24 protein-coding genes are annotated in these 21,546 nt (G+C 46.6%); 12 read left to right on the forward strand and 12 right to left on the reverse strand.

Translation table 11 applies throughout. From position 1 onward, the window contains the following. Positions 1-123 precede the first annotated feature (123 nt). Entirely contained in the window at positions 124-588 is a 465-nt protein-coding gene (locus ACZGCQ_RS02215) for a GNAT family N-acetyltransferase (RefSeq protein WP_481265238.1), read from the forward strand. A gap of 194 nt (positions 589-782) precedes the next feature. Here ACZGCQ_RS02215 and glpK read toward each other — a convergent pair whose 3' ends face one another. The 4 genes from glpK to lexA all read right to left on the reverse strand — a co-directional run bounded on the left by glpK (position 783) and on the right by lexA (position 4,333). Next, on the reverse strand, positions 783-2,285 hold the full coding sequence (gene glpK / locus ACZGCQ_RS02220; RefSeq protein WP_481265239.1) for a glycerol kinase GlpK: 1,503 nt from the start codon (positions 2,283-2,285) through the stop codon (positions 783-785). A 43-nt stretch (positions 2,286-2,328) separates the two neighbouring features. Further along, the gene (locus ACZGCQ_RS02225) at positions 2,329-3,030 is read right to left on the reverse strand and encodes an MIP/aquaporin family protein (protein ID WP_481265240.1); all 702 of its coding nucleotides are present in this window, start codon (positions 3,028-3,030) and stop codon (positions 2,329-2,331) included. A gap of 186 nt (positions 3,031-3,216) precedes the next feature. After that, positions 3,217-3,687, reverse strand: a complete 471-nt coding sequence (locus tag ACZGCQ_RS02230) for a metal-binding protein (RefSeq protein WP_047391185.1) — start codon at positions 3,685-3,687, stop codon at positions 3,217-3,219. Between the two features lie 31 nt (positions 3,688-3,718). After that, positions 3,719-4,333: a transcriptional repressor LexA gene (gene lexA, locus ACZGCQ_RS02235; RefSeq protein ID WP_023467770.1), complete on the reverse strand. Its 615-nt coding sequence runs from the start codon at positions 4,331-4,333 to the stop codon at positions 3,719-3,721. Positions 4,334-4,544: 211 nt separating this feature from the next. On the opposite strand from lexA, the gene yneA reads away from it, so the two are divergent. From yneA to ACZGCQ_RS02270, 7 genes are all read left to right on the forward strand, one after another. Next, a complete protein-coding gene (gene yneA / locus ACZGCQ_RS02240; RefSeq protein ID WP_023467771.1) occupies positions 4,545-4,832 on the forward strand; it encodes a cell division suppressor protein YneA in 288 nt (95 codons plus the stop codon). Between the two features lie 45 nt (positions 4,833-4,877). Beyond that, complete coding sequence (locus ACZGCQ_RS02245) at positions 4,878-5,531, forward strand: YneB family resolvase-like protein (protein WP_214728010.1); 654 nt, start codon at positions 4,878-4,880, stop codon at positions 5,529-5,531. A gap of 113 nt (positions 5,532-5,644) precedes the next feature. Beyond that, entirely contained in the window at positions 5,645-5,881 is a 237-nt protein-coding gene (locus ACZGCQ_RS02250) for a DUF896 domain-containing protein (RefSeq protein WP_023467773.1), read from the forward strand. Between the two features lie 297 nt (positions 5,882-6,178). Further along, positions 6,179-8,149 carry a transketolase gene (gene tkt / locus ACZGCQ_RS02255; RefSeq protein ID WP_241492332.1) on the forward strand — a complete coding sequence of 657 codons (1,971 nt, stop codon included), beginning with the start codon at positions 6,179-6,181 and terminating at the stop codon, positions 8,147-8,149. 124 nt (positions 8,150-8,273) lie between these two features. Beyond that, the gene (locus ACZGCQ_RS02260; protein ID WP_012370001.1) at positions 8,274-8,504 is read left to right on the forward strand and encodes a YneF family protein; all 231 of its coding nucleotides are present in this window, start codon (positions 8,274-8,276) and stop codon (positions 8,502-8,504) included. Between the two features lie 120 nt (positions 8,505-8,624). Then, positions 8,625-10,376, forward strand: a complete 1,752-nt coding sequence (locus tag ACZGCQ_RS02265) for an ABC transporter transmembrane domain-containing protein (RefSeq protein ID WP_214857194.1) — start codon at positions 8,625-8,627, stop codon at positions 10,374-10,376. Continuing rightward, positions 10,373-12,136 carry an ABC transporter ATP-binding protein gene (locus ACZGCQ_RS02270; protein WP_058705250.1) on the forward strand — a complete coding sequence of 588 codons (1,764 nt, stop codon included), beginning with the start codon at positions 10,373-10,375 and terminating at the stop codon, positions 12,134-12,136. Before ACZGCQ_RS02265 ends, ACZGCQ_RS02270 begins: the two co-directional genes overlap by 4 nt. Before the next feature lie 58 nt (positions 12,137-12,194). On the opposite strand, the gene ACZGCQ_RS02275 is transcribed toward ACZGCQ_RS02270, so the two are convergent. The 3 genes from ACZGCQ_RS02275 to ACZGCQ_RS02285 form a co-directional block, all read right to left on the reverse strand. Then, entirely contained in the window at positions 12,195-13,091 is an 897-nt protein-coding gene (locus ACZGCQ_RS02275; protein WP_481265241.1) for an SH3 domain-containing protein, read from the reverse strand. Between the two features lie 304 nt (positions 13,092-13,395). Further along, complete coding sequence (locus ACZGCQ_RS02280; RefSeq protein WP_214804486.1) at positions 13,396-13,692, reverse strand: hypothetical protein; 297 nt, start codon at positions 13,690-13,692, stop codon at positions 13,396-13,398. Between the two features lie 173 nt (positions 13,693-13,865). Beyond that, a complete protein-coding gene (locus ACZGCQ_RS02285; protein ID WP_023467779.1) occupies positions 13,866-14,060 on the reverse strand; it encodes an aspartyl-phosphate phosphatase Spo0E family protein in 195 nt (64 codons plus the stop codon). A 221-nt stretch (positions 14,061-14,281) separates the two neighbouring features. Here ACZGCQ_RS02285 and ACZGCQ_RS02290 point away from each other — a divergent pair, with 221 nt between their 5' ends. Further along, entirely contained in the window at positions 14,282-14,980 is a 699-nt protein-coding gene (locus ACZGCQ_RS02290; protein ID WP_481265242.1) for a cytochrome c biogenesis CcdA family protein, read from the forward strand. Positions 14,981-14,996: 16 nt separating this feature from the next. Beyond that, on the forward strand, positions 14,997-15,476 hold the full coding sequence (locus ACZGCQ_RS02295; protein ID WP_029341259.1) for a CcdC family protein: 480 nt from the start codon (positions 14,997-14,999) through the stop codon (positions 15,474-15,476). Positions 15,477-15,518: 42 nt separating this feature from the next. Here ACZGCQ_RS02295 and ACZGCQ_RS02300 read toward each other — a convergent pair whose 3' ends face one another. Further along, positions 15,519-15,944, reverse strand: coding sequence for a DUF2621 family protein (locus ACZGCQ_RS02300; protein ID WP_029341260.1), 426 nt, complete (start codon positions 15,942-15,944; stop codon positions 15,519-15,521). 91 nt (positions 15,945-16,035) lie between these two features. Between ACZGCQ_RS02300 and ACZGCQ_RS02305 the strand changes: the two genes are divergently transcribed. Continuing rightward, positions 16,036-16,359, forward strand: coding sequence for a hypothetical protein (locus tag ACZGCQ_RS02305; RefSeq protein ID WP_023467783.1), 324 nt, complete (start codon positions 16,036-16,038; stop codon positions 16,357-16,359). Between the two features lie 43 nt (positions 16,360-16,402). Here ACZGCQ_RS02305 and ACZGCQ_RS02310 read toward each other — a convergent pair whose 3' ends face one another. From ACZGCQ_RS02310 to ACZGCQ_RS02320, 3 genes are all read right to left on the reverse strand, one after another. Then, positions 16,403-17,707 carry an LD-carboxypeptidase gene (locus ACZGCQ_RS02310; RefSeq protein ID WP_481265243.1) on the reverse strand — a complete coding sequence of 435 codons (1,305 nt, stop codon included), beginning with the start codon at positions 17,705-17,707 and terminating at the stop codon, positions 16,403-16,405. 26 nt (positions 17,708-17,733) lie between these two features. Further along, positions 17,734-18,747: a hypothetical protein gene (locus ACZGCQ_RS02315; protein ID WP_481265244.1), complete on the reverse strand. Its 1,014-nt coding sequence runs from the start codon at positions 18,745-18,747 to the stop codon at positions 17,734-17,736. 92 nt (positions 18,748-18,839) lie between these two features. Further along, complete coding sequence (locus ACZGCQ_RS02320) at positions 18,840-19,280, reverse strand: RrF2 family transcriptional regulator (protein ID WP_029341264.1); 441 nt, start codon at positions 19,278-19,280, stop codon at positions 18,840-18,842. Positions 19,281-19,420: 140 nt separating this feature from the next. Here ACZGCQ_RS02320 and ACZGCQ_RS02325 point away from each other — a divergent pair, with 140 nt between their 5' ends. Beyond that, positions 19,421-20,218 (forward strand): hypothetical protein, encoded by a 798-nt coding sequence (locus tag ACZGCQ_RS02325; RefSeq protein ID WP_481265245.1) that lies wholly within the window; start codon positions 19,421-19,423, stop codon positions 20,216-20,218. A gap of 68 nt (positions 20,219-20,286) precedes the next feature. Here ACZGCQ_RS02325 and ACZGCQ_RS02330 read toward each other — a convergent pair whose 3' ends face one another. Beyond that, positions 20,287-21,531 carry an MDR family MFS transporter gene (locus ACZGCQ_RS02330; RefSeq protein ID WP_481265246.1) on the reverse strand — a complete coding sequence of 415 codons (1,245 nt, stop codon included), beginning with the start codon at positions 21,529-21,531 and terminating at the stop codon, positions 20,287-20,289. Positions 21,532-21,546: the final 15 nt, after the last annotated feature.

Consider the following 21,546-nt stretch of genomic DNA (forward strand, 5'->3'; position numbering starts at 1 on the left):
CCCCTTTGCTTCAATGCAATGGGGATTCTTTCATATCTGAATGAAATGGTGCTATGAAAATTGTTATCATAATGCATGTACATAAATAGGACAGTAATATAATGTAAAGAATGAGGTGAGTTCTTGAGTTATACGTTAAGGAAAGCAGACACTGAAATCAAAAAGCAGACATTCATCCCCTTATTATTACTGGCTGATGAATCTATCGATAAGATTTATGAATACTTACCTAACGGTGACCTGTATTATCTCGAAGATTCATCTGGTAATGTAGTGGGTGTTATTGTTATGACCAAAATTAATCAAGATACAATGGAAATAAAAAACGTCGCCATCAAAAAAGAACAACAGGGTCAAGGGTTAGGAAAGAGGATCATCTCATTAACGCTCGAACAATATAAGGAACAAGAGTATCATCATTTCATCGTAGGAACGGCTAATTCGAGTATTGATAATTTAGCTTTCTACCAAAAGCTTGGTTTCCGGCTATACGATATAAAAAAAGATTTTTTTCGGTCGTATCCAGAGGAAATCTGGGAGAACGGAATACAGGCGATCGACATGATCATGCTAGAGAAAAATGAGTGATCCACATTATAAATGGAAAGGAATACATGTGAACTCCTCTATGCGAAAGAGTAGCACAAAGAATTATGATGTATGTGCTGAGGCGACACTTTTGAGTTTGGTGTTAGAAAAATGACTTTAAAAATGACTTTATTGTAGTTTTTATAAGACAGTGAAAACCCGGTCCCTCTGCAAAAGGGACCGGGTTAATAATTTTATTTCGATGGTTTGAAGACCATTGTCGCTTCGACTGCTTTTTGCCATCCGGCATAGCGTTGTTCACGATCGTCTTCTTTCATCTCTGGTTTAAACTGGTGATCTAGCTTCCATTGTTGTTTAATTTCCGCTTTATCTTTCCAGTAACCAACGGCTAATCCAGCTAGATAGGCTGCGCCGAGTGCTGTCGTTTCATTGATTTGCGGACGATCGACAGGAACGCCTAGGATGTCCGATTGGAACTGCATCAAGAAGTTGTTGGCTACAGCACCACCGTCGACACGGAGTGTCTTCAGTTCGATTCCGGAATCTTGTTCCATCGCTGTTAACACGTCGCGTGTTTGATAAGCAAGTGATTCAAGCGTTGCCCGAACGAAGTGCTCCTTATCTGTTCCGCGTGTTAATCCGAAGATTGCCCCGCGAACATCTGAATCCCAGTATGGTGCGCCGAGACCAACGAAAGCAGGAACGACGTAGACACCGTCTGTTGAATCGACTTTTGTTGCGTAACCTTCTGAATCTTTCGCGTGTTTCAACATCCGGAGTCCATCACGGAGCCACTGGATCGCAGAACCAGCGACGAAGATCGATCCTTCAAGCGCATATTCCACTTTTCCATCGACGCCCCAAGCAATTGTCGTCAAGAGTCCATGATCAGAAGAAACAGCTTTCTCACCCGTGTTCATAAGCATGAAACAACCTGTTCCATATGTGTTCTTGCCTTCACCCGCTTCGAAGCATGTTTGACCGAAGAGTGCGGCTTGTTGGTCACCCGCAATCCCAGCGATAGGCACTTCGTAACCGAAGAAGTGATACGGTACCGTTTTGTCGTAGACTTCACTCGATTGACGAACTTCTGGCAACATCGAAGCAGGAACACCGAGGATATCGAGTAACTCTTCATCCCATTTTTGTTCGTAGATGTTATACATCAATGTTCGTGAAGCGTTCGTGTAGTCTGTGATGTGCGTTTTTCCACCAGACAGTTTCCAAACGAGCCACGTATCGATCGTACCGAAGAGCAATTCACCGTTCTCTGCCTGCTCACGTGCACCTTCGACGTTGTCGAGGATCCATTTGACTTTCGTACCAGAGAAGTAGGCATCAATCAAAAGCCCTGTTTTATCACGGAACTTCTGGTTCAAGCCTTGTTCTTTTAAGTCGTCACAGATACTAGACGTTTGACGCGATTGCCAAACGAGTGCGTGATAGACAGGTTTGCCTGTTTCTTTGTTCCAGACGACCGTCGTTTCACGTTGGTTCGTGATTCCGATTCCGGCGATTTGCTCCGGTTTGATATCTGCTGTACCGAGTGCTTCAGCCATGACAGCAAGAATCGAACCCCAGATTTCGTTTGCATCATGCTCGACCCAGCCTGGTTGCGGGAAGTATTGTTTGAATTCCCGTTGTGCCGAGTTGACGATTTTCCCATCGTGATCGAAGATGATCGCACGTGAGCTTGTCGTACCTTGGTCGAGTGCTAGGATATACTTGTTTTCCATTTCGAAATCCCCCTTGAGCGGTATGTGTTAGTGAGACGTGATCTTAGTAGATCAATTGATAGATGAACACGGCAAGCGCTCCACCGATGATTGGACCAACGACAGGAATCCATGAATAGCCCCAGTCAGATGAACCTTTATTCGGAATCGGTAGGATAGCGTGCGCGATACGCGGTCCAAGGTCACGAGCCGGGTTGATGGCGTACCCTGTTGTACCACCAAGTGATAGACCGATGACGACGACGAGTAAACCAACGATGAGTGGTTTTAAGCCGTCACCGAATGTCGATAGACCGAGTGCCAAGATACCGAAGACGAGAACAAATGTCCCGATAATCTCAGAAATCAAGTTCGACGGCGTATGGCGAATCGCTGGACCTGTTGCGAACACACCGAGTTTTGCTGCTTGATCATCAGTCGCTTCAAAATGTTTCATGTAATGAAGCCAAACGAGAATGGCGCCGATGAAAGCTCCGACAAGTTGTCCGGCAATGTAGATCGGAACGTCTGCCCACGGTAGATCAGAGTTCAAAGCAAGTGCGATCGTCAATGCGGGATTCAAGTGCGCTCCACTCTCAGCAGCGACGAATGCTGCTGTCATGACGGCAAGACCCCAAGCGAACGTGATGACAATCCATCCGCTGTTTTCCGACTTCGTCTTTTTCAAGACGACACCGGCGACGACACCATCCCCGAGCAGGATGAGGATCATCGTACCGATCATTTCTAGTACAAAGTTATTCATGCAAAAACCCTCCCTTTGGATTAAAGCAGATAATGGCCTTTCTACTTTAAATTACTCCGATTTGAGAACGTTTTCAATACATATAATTGAAATATAGGAATGGAAATTTTTTATTTTGATGTTTAAAGATACGAAAAAGTGGATAAGAAAACACCTCATTCCACTTGCGAGCAAGCAAAAGAGGTGTTAACGGCGACGCTTTTTTCTTTTTTTAGGTCGAAACCAACTGCTGGAATAATCTAGTAGGATATGAATCGTGCTCGCCACCATGATACCAACGACGAAGGCAGGCAAGGAAGCAAACCACGAATCAATCGTAGCAGAATCAAGAACCTGAAAATATAGACTTAAAAATAGTAGCGGAATCAGAATCGCTGCACTGTAAAGAAGTCGGATGATATCTCCGATGATCAATCCATGCGACCAGATCGAGCGGTGGGGCATGATCTTGACATAAGGCATCCACAGGACTCGAAATGGTCCGAAGCGATAATAGGGTTCTGACTTTAAATCGAGGTCGGGTGACAACCAAAGCGTACCGACAGCGATACCAATGGCGGTCGGTAACCAATCCGTTTGTTGCGTTGCGACCGAATACGCAACGTAACCCGTCAGTGCAACGGTATTAACGGTATCATGTACATTTCCTGAAGGCATGAAAAAAGACCAGTCGTAACTGGTCCCTCCGTCAATGAATCGTCCGATACACGCCGATTACCTTACCAAGAATGGAGACATTATCGAAATACATCGGATCCATCGAGTCATTTTCTGGTTGTAGACGTACCTGTTGATCTTCTAAGAAGAACCGTTTCACCGTCGCTTCGCTATCTTCGGTCATAGCTACGACGATTTCTCCGTTTTCTGCTGTGTTTTGTTGGCGCACGATGACACGATCGCCGTCAAGAATACCTGCGTTAATCATCGATTCACCATCGATCGTTAACATGAAGACCGTTTCGTTTCCTACATAATGTGCAGGGAGTGGGAACTGTTCTTCGATGTTTTCAATCGCTGTAATCGGAAGACCCGCTGTGACTTTCCCGATGACGGGAACATGGACGATGGCTTCCGTGATTTCTTCAGGCTTATCAAGCAATATCTCAATCGCACGTGGTTTCGTCGGGTCACGGCGAATCATTCCCCGTTTCTCGAGTCGATCCAAATGACCGTGTACCGTCGAGCTAGACGCGAGTCCGACTGCTTCTCCGATTTCACGAACTGATGGTGGATACCCCTTCAGTTTCACTTCAGAGACGATGTAGTCGAGAATCTCTTGTTGGCGCTTAGACATTTTCCGCATACGAATTGCCACCTCTTTCTGGATTGAAGTTTGAAATGTAAGAATATATGTTTCTAGATTCACTATAACATAGAACAAATGAGCGTACAAACAATTGTTCGACATTTTGTGTTGACCGAACACGGGTTCTGTGTTTATTATGAGTTATGCGAACAATTGTTCCGCGAACATTTATTCTAAATCATTCATTTCATATTTGGAGGGATTCATGATGATTCATACGATTCGTACTCATGCTTTTTCAATTCTCTTCTATGCATTAAGTATTGCCTTCGTGATCTTTTTACTCACACCACGCCCTGATGAAAAGGTAGCGCAACTGATGACCGCTTCCGTTACGGTCGATGAGAACGCTACAGTTGAACAAATTGCTGAAGTCTACAATGATGGTTCGATGTCAGATGAAGAATACGTCAACTGGTTGATCAAAAATAATGATGTCGAGACAAAACACGTCATCTCAAAAAGCAAAATCGTTGTACCAATCGCACAACAATGACAAAATGGAAAAGTTGTGAAAGAACGAACAGGGATGTGAGGTACGATGAAGGTCGTGATTTATTGTCGGGTGTCGACCGAAAAAGAAGCACAAGATAGTTCGATTGAACGCCAACGGATGGAGCTTTCCAAGGTCGCGTCTCAAAAGGGCTTTGATGTCATAGACATCGTCTCTGAAAAAGAGAGTGGATATGACGTTGATCGGGAAGGAATGCTGACGGTTCTTGACCATGTGACACGTGATGCGGTAGATGCGGTACTCGTGACGGATGACACACGAATTGGTCGGGGGAATGCGAAAATCGCTATTTTGCACACGTTTAAGAAGCACGGTGTTCGGTTGATGACACTTGATTCGGATGGAGAATATCAGCTTGCTGATGCAGAAGCAATGGTCCTTGAGATCGTCTCGCTCGTTGAAGAATATCAACGGAAACTGCACAATGCAAAAATCGCGCGCGGCATGCGGCGAGCGGTCGAACAAGGCTTTCGTCCGGAGCGTAATCTCAATCGTCAAGGAGAGAACGCCGGGCGTAGTCGAAAAGACGTACCGATCGAAGAAATCGTACGTCTCCGAGAGCTCGGGTTGACGTTTTCAGATATCGCGATTACGCTTCGCGGGATGGGGCATGATATCTCAAAAGCAACGGTCAATCGTCGATATCTTGAATACCGCGAATTGACGCCTAGTTCGGAATGAGAAGCAAGTAACCCGTCGACGGACGCGGTTAACTTGCTTTTTTTAGTAAGCTCTTTTACAGTAAGAATACAATTGAACTACTCAAGTTTGAGTCGTACAGAAAGAGGGATTCCATGTTATCACAAGAGCAATTAGATCGAATCAATGCATTAGCGAATAAATCAAAAGTCGAGCCGTTATCGGAAGCAGAAGCAGCAGAGCAAAAAGAGCTACGTGCAGCGTATCTCGCAGCATTCCGTGGATCGTTTAAAAACCAACTCATGGGCATGAAAATCGTCGATGAAGAAGGTACGGACGTAACACCAGAGAAATTAAAACAAGCACAAGAAGAAGAACGGAATAAACAATAATCGTTTTGTTTCTTCTTAATAATCGTTTGTTCCTTCTTATAGAAGAAAGAGGTTTCGCGTTAAGCGGACCTCTTTTTTGTTTAGAGCTGTTAGATGAGGAAACATTGTACGATAGCAATACATCTTAATAACGATCTTTCATCAATTCATGCATCCTGTATGAGTCGGAAGAACGGCTATAGATAGCGCATTCATTTTAATGTGACATACTATTTAGAAAAGTTGTATCACATTTGAGAGTGTGCTAAAATGAGTAGGAATTTGTGAAAAAGAGAGAGGATGATTGTTTTGACGAACATGACGACAGTAGAACAATTAGCAATTAATACGATTCGTACCTTATCGATTGATGCCGTACAAAAGGCGAACTCGGGTCACCCAGGTATGCCAATGGGAGCAGCGCCGATGGCATTCTCGCTTTGGGCGGATCATATGAACCACAACCCTAAAAATCCAGAATGGTTCAACCGCGACCGTTTTGTACTTTCAGCCGGACACGGTTCGATGCTTCTCTACTCACTCCTCCACCTATCGGGATATGATCTATCAATGGATGATCTTAAATCATTCCGTCAATGGGGATCAAAAACACCAGGTCACCCGGAATACCGTCACACGGCTGGTGTAGACGCAACGACAGGTCCACTTGGTCAAGGGATTGCAATGGCAGTTGGTATGGCGATGGCAGAGCGTCATCTTGAAGCAAAATACAACCGTGACGATCTCAACGTCGTCGATCACTTCACATACGGAATCTGTGGAGACGGAGACTTGATGGAAGGTGTCTCAGCAGAAGCAGCTTCACTCGCAGGTCACCTTGGTCTTGGTAAATTGGTCGTATTGTATGATTCAAACGATATCTCACTTGATGGCGATCTCGATAAATCATTCTCTGAAAACGTCCAGAAGCGCTTCGAAGCGTACAACTGGCAAGTCATTCGCGTAGAAGACGGAACGGATATCGATTCGATTTCGAAAGCAATCGCGGCGGCACAAGCAGAGACGACAAAACCAACATTGATCGAAGTCAAGACAGTCATCGGTTTCGGTTCACCGAACAAATCAGGGAAATCGGCTTCTCACGGTGCACCACTCGGTGAAGCGGAAATCAAATTAACGAAAGCAAGCTACATTTGGGATCACGAAGAGTTCTACGTGCCTGAAGAAGTTAAGTCATTGTTTGACGAGCGGATCGTCCAACGTGGTGCTTCTGCAGAAGACGCATGGAACGAGACGATGAAACAATACGAAGCAGCTCATCCAGAATTGCATGCTGAACTCGTTCGCGCGATCGCAAACGAATTGCCAAGCAACTGGGAAGCAGATCTTCCGACGTACGACTTGTCATCGAAAAAAGCGACACGCCAAACGAGCGGTGAAGTCTTGAATGGTCTTGCGAAGAACGTTCCGACATTGTTCGGTGGTTCAGCTGACCTTGCAGGATCGAACAACACGATGCTCAAAGGCGAAGCAGATTTCGATATCGACCCAAGCGGTCGTAACATCTGGTTCGGTGTACGTGAATTCGCAATGGCTGCGGCTGTCAACGGTATGGCACTTCACGGAGGCGTCATTCCTTACGGCGCGACATTCTTCGTCTTCTCGGATTACCTCCGTCCAGCGGTTCGTCTTGCTGCGTTAATGGGACTTCCATCAATCTTCGTCTTGACGCACGATTCGATCGCTGTCGGTGAAGATGGTCCAACACACGAGCCAGTCGAACACTTGATGAGTTTCCGTGCAATGCCGAACGTCACGATTTACCGTCCTGCAGACGGAAAAGAGACGATCGCAGCATGGAAAACAGCGGTTCAAGCGAAAGACAAACCGACACTTCTCGTCTTGACACGTCAAGGTCTTCCTGAACTTGAAGGTACGACGACAGAGGGCGCTGAAAAAGGTGGTTATGTCATCGCTGGTGACGTGACGAAAGCTGATACACTCTTGCTTGGTACAGGTTCAGAAGTTCACCTTCTTGTCGAAGCACAAAAAGAACTTGGTGAATCAGCAGCTGTCGTTTCTCTTCCATCATGGGAAGTATTCGAAGCACAGTCAGCAGAGTACAAAGAATCAGTTCTTCCAAAACACATCACGAAGCGTGTCGCAATCGAAGCAGGCGCTTCACTCGGTTGGTACAAATATGTAGGAACAGAAGGACAAGTCATCGGAATCGATCGTTTCGGCGCATCTGCTCCTGGGGACTTCCTCTTGAAAGAATACGGCATGTCTGTTGAAAACGTATTAGCAACAGTCAAGCAACTCGGATAATCACTTCCGGAGAAAACGGGTCCGATCTTACGTCGGGCTCGTTTTTCATCTATTATCATCTATGCAAACAATTGGAATTATAGTATAGTAAAAAGCGACGTTTTAAGTTAGAGGAGGAAGCAACTTGGCTACATGGATTTGGATTTTAATTGCCCTTCTTTGCTTGGTAGCAGGTGTCGCCCTTGGTTTCTATATCGCTCGTCGATACATGATGAACTACTTGGAGCAAAACCCACCAATCAACGAAGATATGATTAAGACATTGATGATGCAAATGGGTCAAAAGCCATCACAAAAGAAAGTCAACCAAGTGATGCGTTCAATGAGTGGTTCAATGAAATCACCTAAAAAATAAGCTGTACGAAAGGGGACCGAATGGTCTCCTTTTTGTTTGCTATTTTTTAGAAAGAGAACTAATCTAAAATGTGAGACTATTTCAAATAATCATAGGATTTAAAAAAGGGGGGAGACTTGAATGGGAGTCTTCAGGAAACTCGGTTGGTTTTTCCGACGAGAATGGAAAGCGTATAGTCTTGGGGTCGTTAGTTTGATTTTTGTGGCAGCATTAGAACTCATTCCACCGAAGATCATCGGAACGACAGTCAACGGTCTGAGTGAGGGAAGCTTGACGAAAGATGATTTGATTCGTCTCGCAGGTACGTTGTTGCTCATTGGGGTCGCGACATACATCATTCGTTATTTTTGGCGTTTTTATATCTTTGGAGCATCGATTCGCCTCGGTCGATTATTACGCAGCCAACTGTATGGACATTTTTCCGACTTGGATCAATCGTTCTATAAGAAATACCGGAGCGGGGATTTGATGGCGCATGCGACGAACGACGTACAGGCGGTATCGATGACGGCGGGTGCCGGTATTCTAACGCTCGTCGACTCGGTGACGATGGGGAGCTTCGTCATCATCACGATGGTCACGACGATCAGTTGGAAGTTGACGCTCGTATCACTCCTACCGATGCCGCTGATGGTCTATTTGACGTCACGTTACGGTAAGATGTTGCATTCGCGTTTTCATGACGCGCAGGAAGCCTTTTCCGATTTGAACGATAAGGTCGCGGAAAGCATTAGTGGTGTCCGCGTCTTAAAGGCAACAGGGGAAGTCGAGTCTGATGTACAGACGTTTACGGATCTATCGGATGACGTCGTCCAAAAGAACCGTCGTGTCGCAAAAATCGACGCTTTATTTGACCCAACGATTTTTGGATTAGTCGGTCTATCGTACATCATCGCTGTCGGATATGGTGCTTACTTGTTACAACAAGGTGAAATCCGAATCGGTGACATTGTCTCATTCACTACATATCTTGGTTTATTGACATGGCCGATGCTTGCCTTCGGTTGGTTGTTCAACATCGTCGAACGGGGGCGTGCTTCTTACGATCGGATCGAGCGGATGCTTGCGATCGAACCGGAAATTAAAGACGCGAAGGAAGCAGCAACGAGTGTTTCATCCCCAGAACTCCATGTTGGGATTGAGCGTTTCATCTATGACACACAACCGGTCTTACAAGACATCGATGTGACGTTGAAGCCCGGTAAATCGCTCGGAATCGTCGGGAAGACAGGTGCCGGAAAATCAACGTTCGTTCGTTTATTGTCTCGCGAATACGACGTTAAACAAGGCGCCATCACGATTGGTGGACGAGACATCAAACAATTGACGCGTGACACCGTCCGTCGTCAAGTCGCGATCGTTCCACAGGATCACTTCCTATTCTCCGCATCGATTGCTGACAACATTGCCTTTGCAAAACCGGATGCATCAATGGAAGACATCATGGAAGCGGCACGTATTGCAGCAGTCCATGAGGATATTCTCGGCTTTAAGGAAGGATACGCGACGATGGTCGGGGAGCGTGGAGTGACGTTATCCGGCGGTCAAAAACAACGGATCTCGATTGCCCGGGCACTATTAGCAGACTGTCCGATTTTAGTGCTCGATGATGCGTTGTCTGCGGTCGATGCTAAAACCGAGGAAGCGATCATCCATCACTTCCGCACGGCGGATCACGATCAGGCACAAATCATCGTTGCCCACCGGTTATCGGCTGTGTCACATACCGATGAGATCATCGTCCTTGAAGACGGTCGGATCATCGAGCGAGGCACACATGAACAATTACTCGCTCACGACGGTTGGTATAAAGAGACGTACGATCGCCAGCAACTAGAATCACTTGTCGAACAAGGAGGGCGTTCCGAATGAATCATGATATCAACGAAAAAGCCGTCCTAAAACGATTACTTGATTTCGTCAAGCCGTTCAAAAAGCAGGTCAGCATTGCTTTCATCCTGCTGTTCATCACGACAGCGGCAAAACTCGGAGGACCGTATCTCGTCAAGATTTTCATCGATGAATACGTCGCACCGGGTACGTATCCGGTACAGGAAGTTGCACTTTTGTTTACAGCGTACTTGTTACTGCATACGACAGGGATCATCGTCGATTACTTGCAAGCGTTCGAATTCCAAAAGATTGCCTTGCAGGTCATTCAGCGTTTACGCATTGATGTGTTCCGTCATGTCATGCATTTACGGCTCGCTTATTTTGACCGGACGCCTGCCGGAGTGCTCGTGTCCCGAATCACGAACGACACGGAAGCGATCAAGGAGCTCTACATCGGTGTCTTATCGACATTCGTTCAAAGCGGCGTCCAGTTGATCGGAACGTATATCTTCCTCTATCTACTAGAGCCACGACTCGCGACGATTGCATTACTGTTGTTACCGCTGTTTTATTTCATCATTTGGATCTACCGAAAGTATTCGACGAAGTATTACGCGGAAGTCCGCGATTTACTATCGAAAATCAATGCCCAACTGAACGAATCCATCAACGGGATGGCGATCATTCAACAATTCCGCCAAGAAAAACGCTTGATGGCAGAGTTCGAGGAGACCAACGTTGCTCACCAGAACGGGCGTTATAAGAACTTGAAGCTCGATAGTTGGTTACTACGTCCGATCATCGAATTGTTACTAGCTATCTCGATTGCGACACTCGTGACGTATTTCGGTGTCCTATCGTTCTCGCAAACGGTCCAAGTCGGTGTCGTATATGCCTTCATCAGCTACATGGAGCGGATTTTCCAACCGGTTCAGCAAATCATGCAACGGTTGTCCGAGTTCCAGCAAGCTGTCGTCTCAGCAGACCGTGTATTCAAGGTCCTCGATACGGATGAGCCAGAACCAACGAAACAACTCGAAGGGGATGCACGAGTATCGGAAGGACATATCGTCTTTGAAGACGTGCGCTTTAGTTATGACGGAGAGAAAGATGTCTTGAAAGGGATTTCGTTCGAGGCGAAAAAAGGACAGACGATTGCTCTCGTTGGTCATACGGGAAGTGGAAAAAGTTCGATCATCAATATTTTGATGCGCTTTTACGCGTACCAATCGGGTCGGATCTTGATCGATGGTCAACCGCTTGAGCAGTTATCGGAAGAAGAACTACGACAGCACGTCGGACTCGTTCTGCAGGATTCATTCTTGTTCACGGGAACGGTCGCTGATAACATTCGATTATTCGATAGTTCGATTTCCTTTGATCGTGTCGAAGCGGCTGCTAAATTCGTACAAGCCGACGGATTCATCAATCAACTGGACCAGCAATACGACAGTCCCGTTGCGGAACGGGGCGCGACGTTCTCAGCTGGAGAACGTCAGTTGATTTCCTTCGCACGCACGATGGCGCGGGATCCGAAAATCCTAATCCTCGATGAAGCGACGAGTTCGATTGATACGGAGACGGAAGAAAAAGTTCAAGTTGCACTTGAACGGATGCGTCAAGGACGGACGACGATTGCGATCGCGCACCGTCTATCAACGATTCAAGATGCCGATTTGATTCTTGTATTGCATCAAGGAGAAGTGATCGAGCAAGGCAATCACCAAGAATTGATTGCGCAAGATGGTTTGTATAAAAAGATGTATCAGTTGCAATCCGGTCATGTCACGGTTTCTTAAAAAATAGACATAAAAAAAGCCTGCCAGGCGATCTCGCCCGGCAGGTTGTTTGTTTTGATTAGTAGACTGTGACTGTAACGTTTTGGCGTCCCCAGTTGAGTGCTTCTTGTTGTGAACCAACGAGAAGGTCAAGTTTGTTACCTTGGATTGCGCCACCACGGTCGAGTACGATTGCTTCACCAATGCCTTCGATGTGCATACGTGTACCGATTGGGTATTGTGAAGAAGCTGCTACGATACGCATACCATTGTACGTGATCGTATTTGTAACGTCATAACCGCTTGCTGTCAACGCACGACCGTTGTAAAGTTGGCTACCGTTGTTAGATGGGTCGTTCGTGTAAGCACTGACGTTCATTGTCACTTTCGTACCTGATTTTGCAGGTGTCGATTGTTTTGTTGCAGTTGCTGGTTTAGCAGCTGCTTTTGGTGCTGGCTTCGCAGCTGGTTTAGCAGCAGGTTGTGCTTGTGCTGCTGGTGCTTTCGATACGCCAGCGAGTGAAGTATAGTCGCTGTGTACGTAGCGTGTTTTACCATCGATTGTTGTTTTGATCCATGCACCAACTTTACCTTCTACGTTGACTTTTTCGCCTTTGTAGAGGTTACCGACATCTTTCGAGCTTGTCGTTGGTTGAGTGCGGACGTTTAGTACTGCCGTAGTAACTGTCGCTTTTTTAAAGTCGAATGAGCCTGCTGCAGACGTATACGCACCATGGACATAACGTTTTTGACCGTTAACTGTTGTTTTGATCCATGCGCCAGAACGTCCTTCGACATTTAATGTTTGACCTTTATATACATTGCCTACGTCTGCTGATGCAGTTGTAGGTGCTGTGCGTACGTTGAGTACTGGTGTATTTACTGTTACCGTTTCTGAGGCAGCCTCTGTCTCTTGGGCAAATCCTACTGATAGAGCTGTTGCTGCAAGACCGGCAGCGAAAACTGCTTTTTTCATTATTGATGTCCTCCTGACATATGCTGTGTTTACTGTTCCTACTTTACACGGCAAATCTGACCTGTGCGTTTACAGGTCAATGTCATTCGAGTTACAAACCGGGCTTTTGTGACAACAAGATTGCAAAAGAGCAGTTTTTGTCATCGATAGGACATACTGATTATGAAAAACGGACGTTTATAGGTCTTTTGACTTACTAAATATAAAAAATTCGCACAATTCAACAGAAAAAAGGCTTAAAAATAGAAAGTGTGGAATCCTTCTATCGTTTGATGATGAAAAAGTGAAACGGATGATACTTAGATCAATACTTGACGATCGTCGTCACGCCGAACGCTGTCAGGTAAGAACGATGATACAATTCTTGCATCCAATCGTTAGCGGAAAGTTGAAACGTGCCGTGAATCGTTTGGTACGTCCGCTGGCGAATATTGATTTCAATCGGCTCTAGTAGCGGAGTGGACGGTAGATGGTCATGCATGCTGTCATTTTGATTTTCGATATAGAGCAGCTCGAGGACATCTCCTTCTTCCATATAACGCTGTAGATAAATCATGAACTCCCACTGATCGGCACCTTCGATCGTGTACAAGTAAGGCATCGTGAATCTTCCTCGCTTCGACTTCATGTACGTATAATTGAGGGAGATCGTCAGGTATATAAAGAGAACGAGAACTAGAAATGAATGTAAGAGCGGACATACAGCACCTCCATCAGAAATAAGAAGTCATAAAAAAGTCAGCATTCGCATTCGAATGCTGACCAGATCGTACATTAAGATAAAAGCGGTTCGTTCGAACCGTGAATGGTGTAGTTTTGGACAGTGCGTGAATATTCTAAAAGCAGGACATCGAGTTCATGACTAAGTTGTAGAACACGCGGGGAGGTGAAGCTGGACTGGTCAGCTTGATGATATAGTTCGCTACGTTTGGCTTCGATCGCTAACGTCAATAGTTGTTGTGTCGTCATAGCAGTCTCCCTTACATTGGTGTCGTATCCATATTCTAGCAAGTCCATTTACAAGGTGCAACGAGATTTCAGTAAATTCGACGAAATGTAATTTTTTGTAATTTTGGCGGACACGAATCTTTTGCAACTTTCTGTGAGATAATAGGTGCTAAATGCAGAGGAGTTTGGCAAAATAGAGGAGGAACTTCTTCTATAGTAGTAAAGGAAAGGGGATGCTCATGATGGAGCTCTCGTTATGGTTAGCGTTTGGAGCGGGATTATTATCTTTCGTCTCTCCATGTACGCTACCACTGTATCCTGTGTTTCTCTCATACATCACAGGCGTGTCGGTCACGGATTTAAAGGAACGGGGCGTACGAGAAAAGCGATCCTTGTTTCATACGTTAGCGTTCCTCGTTGGTTTTGCGATGGTATTCGTTGTGCTCGGGTTATCGACATCGTTATTCGCAGATGTCTTTATCACATATCGGGATACGTTACGGATGGTTGGGGCACTCGTCATCTTCGTATTTGGTGTCGTGCTCGTCGGCTTATGGCAACCGACGTTCTTGATGCGTGAAAAGAAACTGAATCTCGGGGAACGAAAAGGAGGATACGTCGGGACGGTCCTCGTCGGAATCGGTTTTGCAGCCGGTTGGACACCTTGTACAGGTCCGATTCTCGCAGGAGTCATCGGATTAGCTGCGACCAATCCGAGTCAAGGCATGTTCTACATGCTCGCGTATGTCCTTGGCTTCTCGATTCCGTTCTTATTGATGGCGTTCTTCGTCGGTCGTTCGCGCTTGTTCGTGCAGTATAGTCTGAAATTAACGAAATTCGGGGGAGCCTTGATGATGGTGTTCGGAGTCATGCTGTATTTTGATGGCTTGAGTAAATTCGCAGCATGGATGAGTGACATCGTCGGATTCACTGGATTTTAATCAAGGAAGTGATCGGATGATTTGGATATCAACTGGGGTAGCGCTCGTCATGGGATTGCTGATCAGCTTCATTCGTGTGAAGGCATCAGCAAAACCGACGAATGCTAAAAAAATCTTGATCCCGCCCTTTGCGATGTCGACGGGGATGCTACAGTTTTTATACCCGGCATCCCGTCTGACATGGACGGAAGTGGCGGAAGCATTGCTCATTGGAGCCATCTTCAGCATCTTTTTGATCAAGACATCCAATTTTTATGAAGCAGAAGGGCAGATTTATTTGCAACGTTCGAAAGCGTTTTTCATCGTCTTATTCGGTATCTTATTCATTCGGACGGTTGCGAAGTTCTTCATCGGCGGGCAGATTGATATTTTCGAAACGGGCGGCATTTTTTATCTCGTCGCTTTTGGAATGATAGTCCCTTGGCGCTTCGCGATGTATTTGAAATACAAACGAGTAAAGTCGGGCACCGTGCCGGTCGCGCACTTACCTCACTAAAAAAACCGCTGAAGGCGACTTCGGCGGTTTTTCGTGCATCCTTCAATTTTGGAAGTATAATGCGTAGTCTCGCCAGTCGATGGCGTGCTCCGTCAGTGCTTTTTTCAAGAATTTATGATCGCGTTTTGGCGTAGCGGAAATATATCCTTTGACGACCAGTTCAGATGTCATCTCTGTCGCTTGTTCCTCAAGTGCGAACTGTCCGATCCGCCCGGCAATCTTGCGGCGTGCGACATCGCGAAATGCCGATGGAACCGGCATGACGAGAGCGTTCAACAATTCCATCGTCTCATCCGTCCAAAGATGTCGTGTCTGGTCGATGTATTCATCTTCCCAGTCCATCATCGATTTACCGTCTTCTTTCGGTAACTTTTTGAGGAACTTCCGGAACATGAAAAACCCGCCAATTGCCATGAGTGTAATCATGATAAAGCCCCAGAGCAGAATCCCGTTCATGAACCATTCCATGCGCGACTCATCCCCCTTTCACATCAAATATAGATTAGCATAAATCAGGTGGACGTGCTATGATGAATGACGGAGAAAGTGAGGCGAAAGAATGCTGCAACCATACGTACAATTGGACGAGACCGGACAGCCCCGTAAAGGTGTCTTACCTGAAACAGCGGACGGTCGGATCGTTGAATTCTATTATGATACGAAGGGCGAAGAGATCACGGTCATCTTCGTCACCGTTCCGGCAGAAGATGCGAGCCGGAAGCGTGCGTTTACGGTCGGGAAAACGTTCAAGACGGTCTCGACACTCGAAGACTTCACGTTACTTCACTATGAATGGGCAAATGACCAGATTTTCGCAACACTTGAGATGTTCGCGGATGGGTCGAAACGTCAAATCGACGCTTCGAGATTGCTCGACTACTAAAAAAGAAGGAGATGCGGATTGCCGCGTCTCCTTCTTTTATTATTCAGGAAATATGAAGTCGGATGACCTCGTCATGCAGTTCCACCTGACCACCGATCGGGAACGTGAATAAAGGACTCGTATGTCCGAAGTCGACATTCGCAAGCACTGGTACGTGCTCTAGGAATGGATAGAGCGAAATCAGATATCGCAGATGCTCTTCCGTCATCTTCGTTGCGAGTTGGAAGCGCCCGAAGACGATCCCGCGAACCGTCTCCGCACCTGGTTGCGCCATCAACGAGGCGAAATCACGGGCAAACGTCGCTGGATGGACTTCGTAATCGTCTTCAAGGAATAAGATCGCATCCCGTAAATCAGGGAAGTGCGGTGTGCCTTGCAGAAGGTTCAACGTACAAAGGTTTCCACCAATCAGTCGACCGCTCGCTTGTCCCGGCGATAAGAGAAGTGGACCTTTATTCGGTAACGTGATGACGCGTCCACGATCAGAATCCCGCCAATGGACAGAGGGCTTAATCGTAACGGGTTCTGTTCCAAACAATACTTGCTTGAAGTAATCGATCGTATAGGCATCACGATCCCGGAAAGCCCGTAACATCGGTCCGGAGTAAGTGATTAATCCGGTATTCGTTAGAATAGCATGACTGAGTGCTGTGATATCGGAGAAGCCACAAAGAATCTTCGGATGTGTCCGAATCAATTCGTAGTCGAGTAAGTCGACAAGTTCATTCGTACTGAACCCACCACGAACGCACAGAATCGCATCGACGTTTGGATCAGCGAATGCAGCATGAAGGTCTGCGACGCGTAACTCAGGATCACTGGAACCGAACGGATTGATGGCACGTGCATGTTGACTGATCGAAACACGTAACCCGAGTGATTCGAGCGTCTGGATCGCACCATCGATGATCTTCATCTCGACCGTCGAGAGGCTAGAAGCGGGTGCGATTAAACGAACATGTGAACCATCCGTTAATTTTTTCGGCGTTAACGTCGGCAGGTGGGCGGCGATGATTTCTAACCGGTTACCGAAGGGATCAGCTGTGAAGAAACGACGACGTGGCGCAAGGCGGGTGTCATGCTCAACCGGATAACCGGCAACTTGAAGAGCATCGCTCAACGCTTCGAACGCAGCGACGGTTAATCCAGGGTGCGCTTTTTTAGCAGGAACGAATGGATCCTCGATTCCGAGATGAAGTGCTACACCATGATCTTCGAACCAAACACCACCACTAGCTTGAACACCAGAGGGTTTTTCGACTTCCTTCATATGTAAAAGCCCGGCATAAAATGCACGGGCGCGATCTTCTTCGTTTTTCGGCATAGCGAGCTGGACATGATCTAACATGAAGACACTTCCTTTACGAATGAGATTCAGGCAACGAACTGGGTGATTCGTTTCAATTCACGTTCGACGAGGTTCAAGTAGAAGACACCTTCGATCCGGCGATCAAGGGATTGTGCAATCTCATAGAGATTCGTCCGAAGCGCTGCGAGATACGACGCTTCCTCACCAAGCGATTGCCGATGGGCGAATGCATAGTGAGCGAGTAAGAACTGAAGATACCCACGGTCGGTCAAGAACGGAATCAATTGTTTTTTCTCTTCCATCGACCAGGTATAGTTCGTATCGTAATACATCTTCGCATACAAGTGATACGGCTCGTCACCACCTGTGAAGAGGGTTTCGCCCCGTTTGACTTCTTCAATCAAGCGTTCGCTCCAATCGAAGCGTTCTTTTTTACGACTGAGGAACAACGGTAGAATGTATGGATGAGCCTGATCCGGCATCCGCGAGCAACCCCGTTCATGCCGCAGTGCTGCATAAAGAAGTAAGGCACGATCTTCGAATCCACGTTCGATCGCATACGTCATCCGGCTGAAGGCCTCGCAAGATGGGCAATCACTGAGTTCGTCACTTGGCGCGTCGACCCATTCCGATAGATAATGATCGGCTTGTTCCTCGTCACCGAGTTTGCTGTAGACCATGAAGCTGATATAGTCACGTGTCCGAATAAAGCCATGCGCGTCACAGAAGTCGATGAAGCGATCAAGATCTTCTTCGAGAAGCGAGACCGTCACGTCTTCTTGTTCTGCCATATAGATCAAATAGGACTTGTAGTTCCAGTACAAATCAAGTTCTTGTTTTGGAGTCAGTGTCATCTCATCTTTTCGGATCCATTCCATCAAGAGCGTGAAGGACACGAGAAACGATCGGAAGTGTCCTAAATCAAATTGATTTTGTGAAAATGCCCATAAGGAGAGGAAGCGGAGTGAATCATCAGCTGTTTCCTCAAAGATGGCCCATAAGGCCTCACCGCGTGCAACGGAGGGTTCTTCTTCCTTTAAGCGAAGATATAAGAGATGGAGTTCTTCTTGAGGGTTCATCTGTACCCCTCCTTTCTTATATAAGTATACCACGAGCGTTTTGAGAAATCGCAATTGAGCGAGGATGGAATAAAAAAAGATTCCGAACCGGCTCAATCGCGGTTCGGAATCATTTCAAGTATTTGTGGATGAGTATCAGCTGTCGGATGTAGCAAATCATGTACTGTGTAACTATTGAGTACTTGATGGAACGCCGCAATGGCATCATCGAAGGCATCACGTGCCGGATTGAGCGAAGGGACCTCGTGAATGCCTTCTTGCGGATCGAGAAAATGAACGGTTGGTTCAAACAGTTGTACGACGTCACCGATATGAATTGCATCCGGAGGGCCTGCTAAGCGGAAACCACCTCCACGACCACGGACAGAATCAATCAGACCACTCTGTCCTAAACGATAGACTACTTTCATTAAATGATTCTTAGAAATGTCGTAACAATCCGCTACTTCCTGGATTCGGACTAAACGATCGGGGTGAGCTGCTGCGAACAGCAGGGACCGAATCGCGTAATCCGTATAACGTGTCATGCGCATTTTCATCACCTACTTAACACACATACTAGGGGGCGACGCAAGCATTATCAACTCTCAATGTGCAAAAAATAAGATGCATTTTACAGATTGTTTTTATGAGGCGATTATCGCATAATGGACGGTGAAAGGTAGGTTAAATTATGCATTTCGATCAGGCATTACACCTTTTGCAACAGCTCGGTCCATCGATGGAGCAAAAGGGATTGCGGATCGCGACGCGCTTCTATGACTCGCTCGAGGCGACGTATGAAGAAGAATTGCGCGCGCTTCGAGAAGCGGGGGCTCAGGACGGAACTCGCGCCTTGCGGATTTTACGCCTGAGTCAATTATTGAATCAGATTACTAACCAACATGAATCGAGTGAACTGTTTAAATTGATTTTATTGAACGAAATCAATCAGACGAAATCGTTTCTGCTGACATACCCGGACATCATCAGTCATGAAATTTTAAAAGCCATCCAGATCGAATATGCACTTGAAGAAGATGCACCGTTGCTTCAAGCATGGAGTATCGTCCACCATCAACTCGTCGATACGTGCCGGCATTTTTGTAAATACCGCCATGCTGAAAACTGGCGTCAACAAGATATTTTGTTGATTGCAGAAGAACATCATCTCGGAGCCGTCATCGATGAAGCCAGGCACGCGCTCTTGAGTGGTCGAAAAACGACCTTGTTACATGTCTCAGCTGAAGAACTGGCAGAACGAATGTTAGCGAATGTCCTATCCTTGACGACGAAAGGGATGGTCGTCCACCACATTCGTCAAGAAGGATGGGAACAGCAGATGCACGAGTTCCTGACGATGATCACGGCAAATGATCCGATCGTCTTCGTCAGTGGATCGACGAATTTCATTGAAGAAATCCAGCAACGACTTGATCCGTTACCGGTCCTGTTTGGTCCGTTCGTAGCGGCAAATCAATTACCCTCTTAATGAAAAAAGCGACGTGTAACGCTCTGACTAAAGTCGGAGCATGACACATCGCTTTTTTATTTTTAGCTTTAAGCTGATTTCGTTAAACGCTTCGCACGTTGAATCGACCGGTCGAGTGCGAGATAGACTCCACCCGAGACACAACAGAGTAATCCGATGAATGCTAAGGCGAAGTCACCTTTTCCGGAATCAAGGAACAACGATCCGAGAAGCGGTGCGGTAACGCCGCCAATCAACCACTGAAGACTCGCAGCACCGTTATACGTTCCGCGAAGATGTTCTGGTGCGATCAAAGCGATGAACGTCATCTGGACAGGGGACATGATCATCTCACCAAGCGTATAGAACGCATAAATCGCAAGCAATACCGTTACGAGCACGACATAGTCTGTTCCGAGTGAGAACAGGTAGGACGGCACGAATGCGAGGAAAATCATGCCGATTCCGAAAATCGAGGCCCCAAGCAACATGACTTTTCCGAATGCTTTGCCGGACAAGCGAGCAGCAATCGGGAACTGGAACAAGACGACCATGATCCCGTTCAGAGCCATCAGATAAGGGAACGGATTTTGTTTCGTCGGTAATCCCGGTAGTGCTTCCTTCAAGAAGACCGGTAACATACTCTCGACGAGGGCAAATCCCATCGAGATGAAGACACCCGCCCCGATGAAAATTAAAAAGACATGATCCTTCCGCAATACAGTGAGTGGGGACACTTTGACTTCGTCCGTCTTTTCGATATACTCCGGTTTCGTTTCTTCGATGAAGAAGTAGAGAACGAGTCCGTACAGGAAAAAGACGAAAGCGGCAGAGTAGAAGATGAGTGAACGGTCGACGAACAGGACGGCACTTCCGAGAAGTGGACCGAGTGCGGCCCCGACGTTATGTCCCATCCGGAGCAGACCGAACGATTCGTTTAGGCGTTCTGGTGGTGTGACGTCAGCGACCATCGCGCTTGCAGCGGGATGGAACAGTGAACTGGATAAACCGAGCAGCGCGTTCAACGCGAGAAGCGGTCCGAATGAATCGGCGAACGAAAAACCGATTAAAGCAATGACGTCACCGATGATCGAGAGGACCATCAGTGGTTTTCGACCGAATTTATCGGCGAAGTGACCACCGAGAACAGCGCCGACGAGCGACATGATCGGTCCGGTCGCCATGATGACACCGACCAAGAAGTAGGAATCGAGTCGATCCGCATAATAAAGAACTAAAAATGGTGCAATCATGAACATCATGACCCCCGTGATCGTTTCCCCGACGAACCGGATCCAGATGTTGCGATCAAGCTGTTTGAGTGCGTTAAACATAGTGAAAACCCCTTA

The sequence above is a fragment of the Exiguobacterium sp. HSB13 genome, assembly GCF_056764755.1.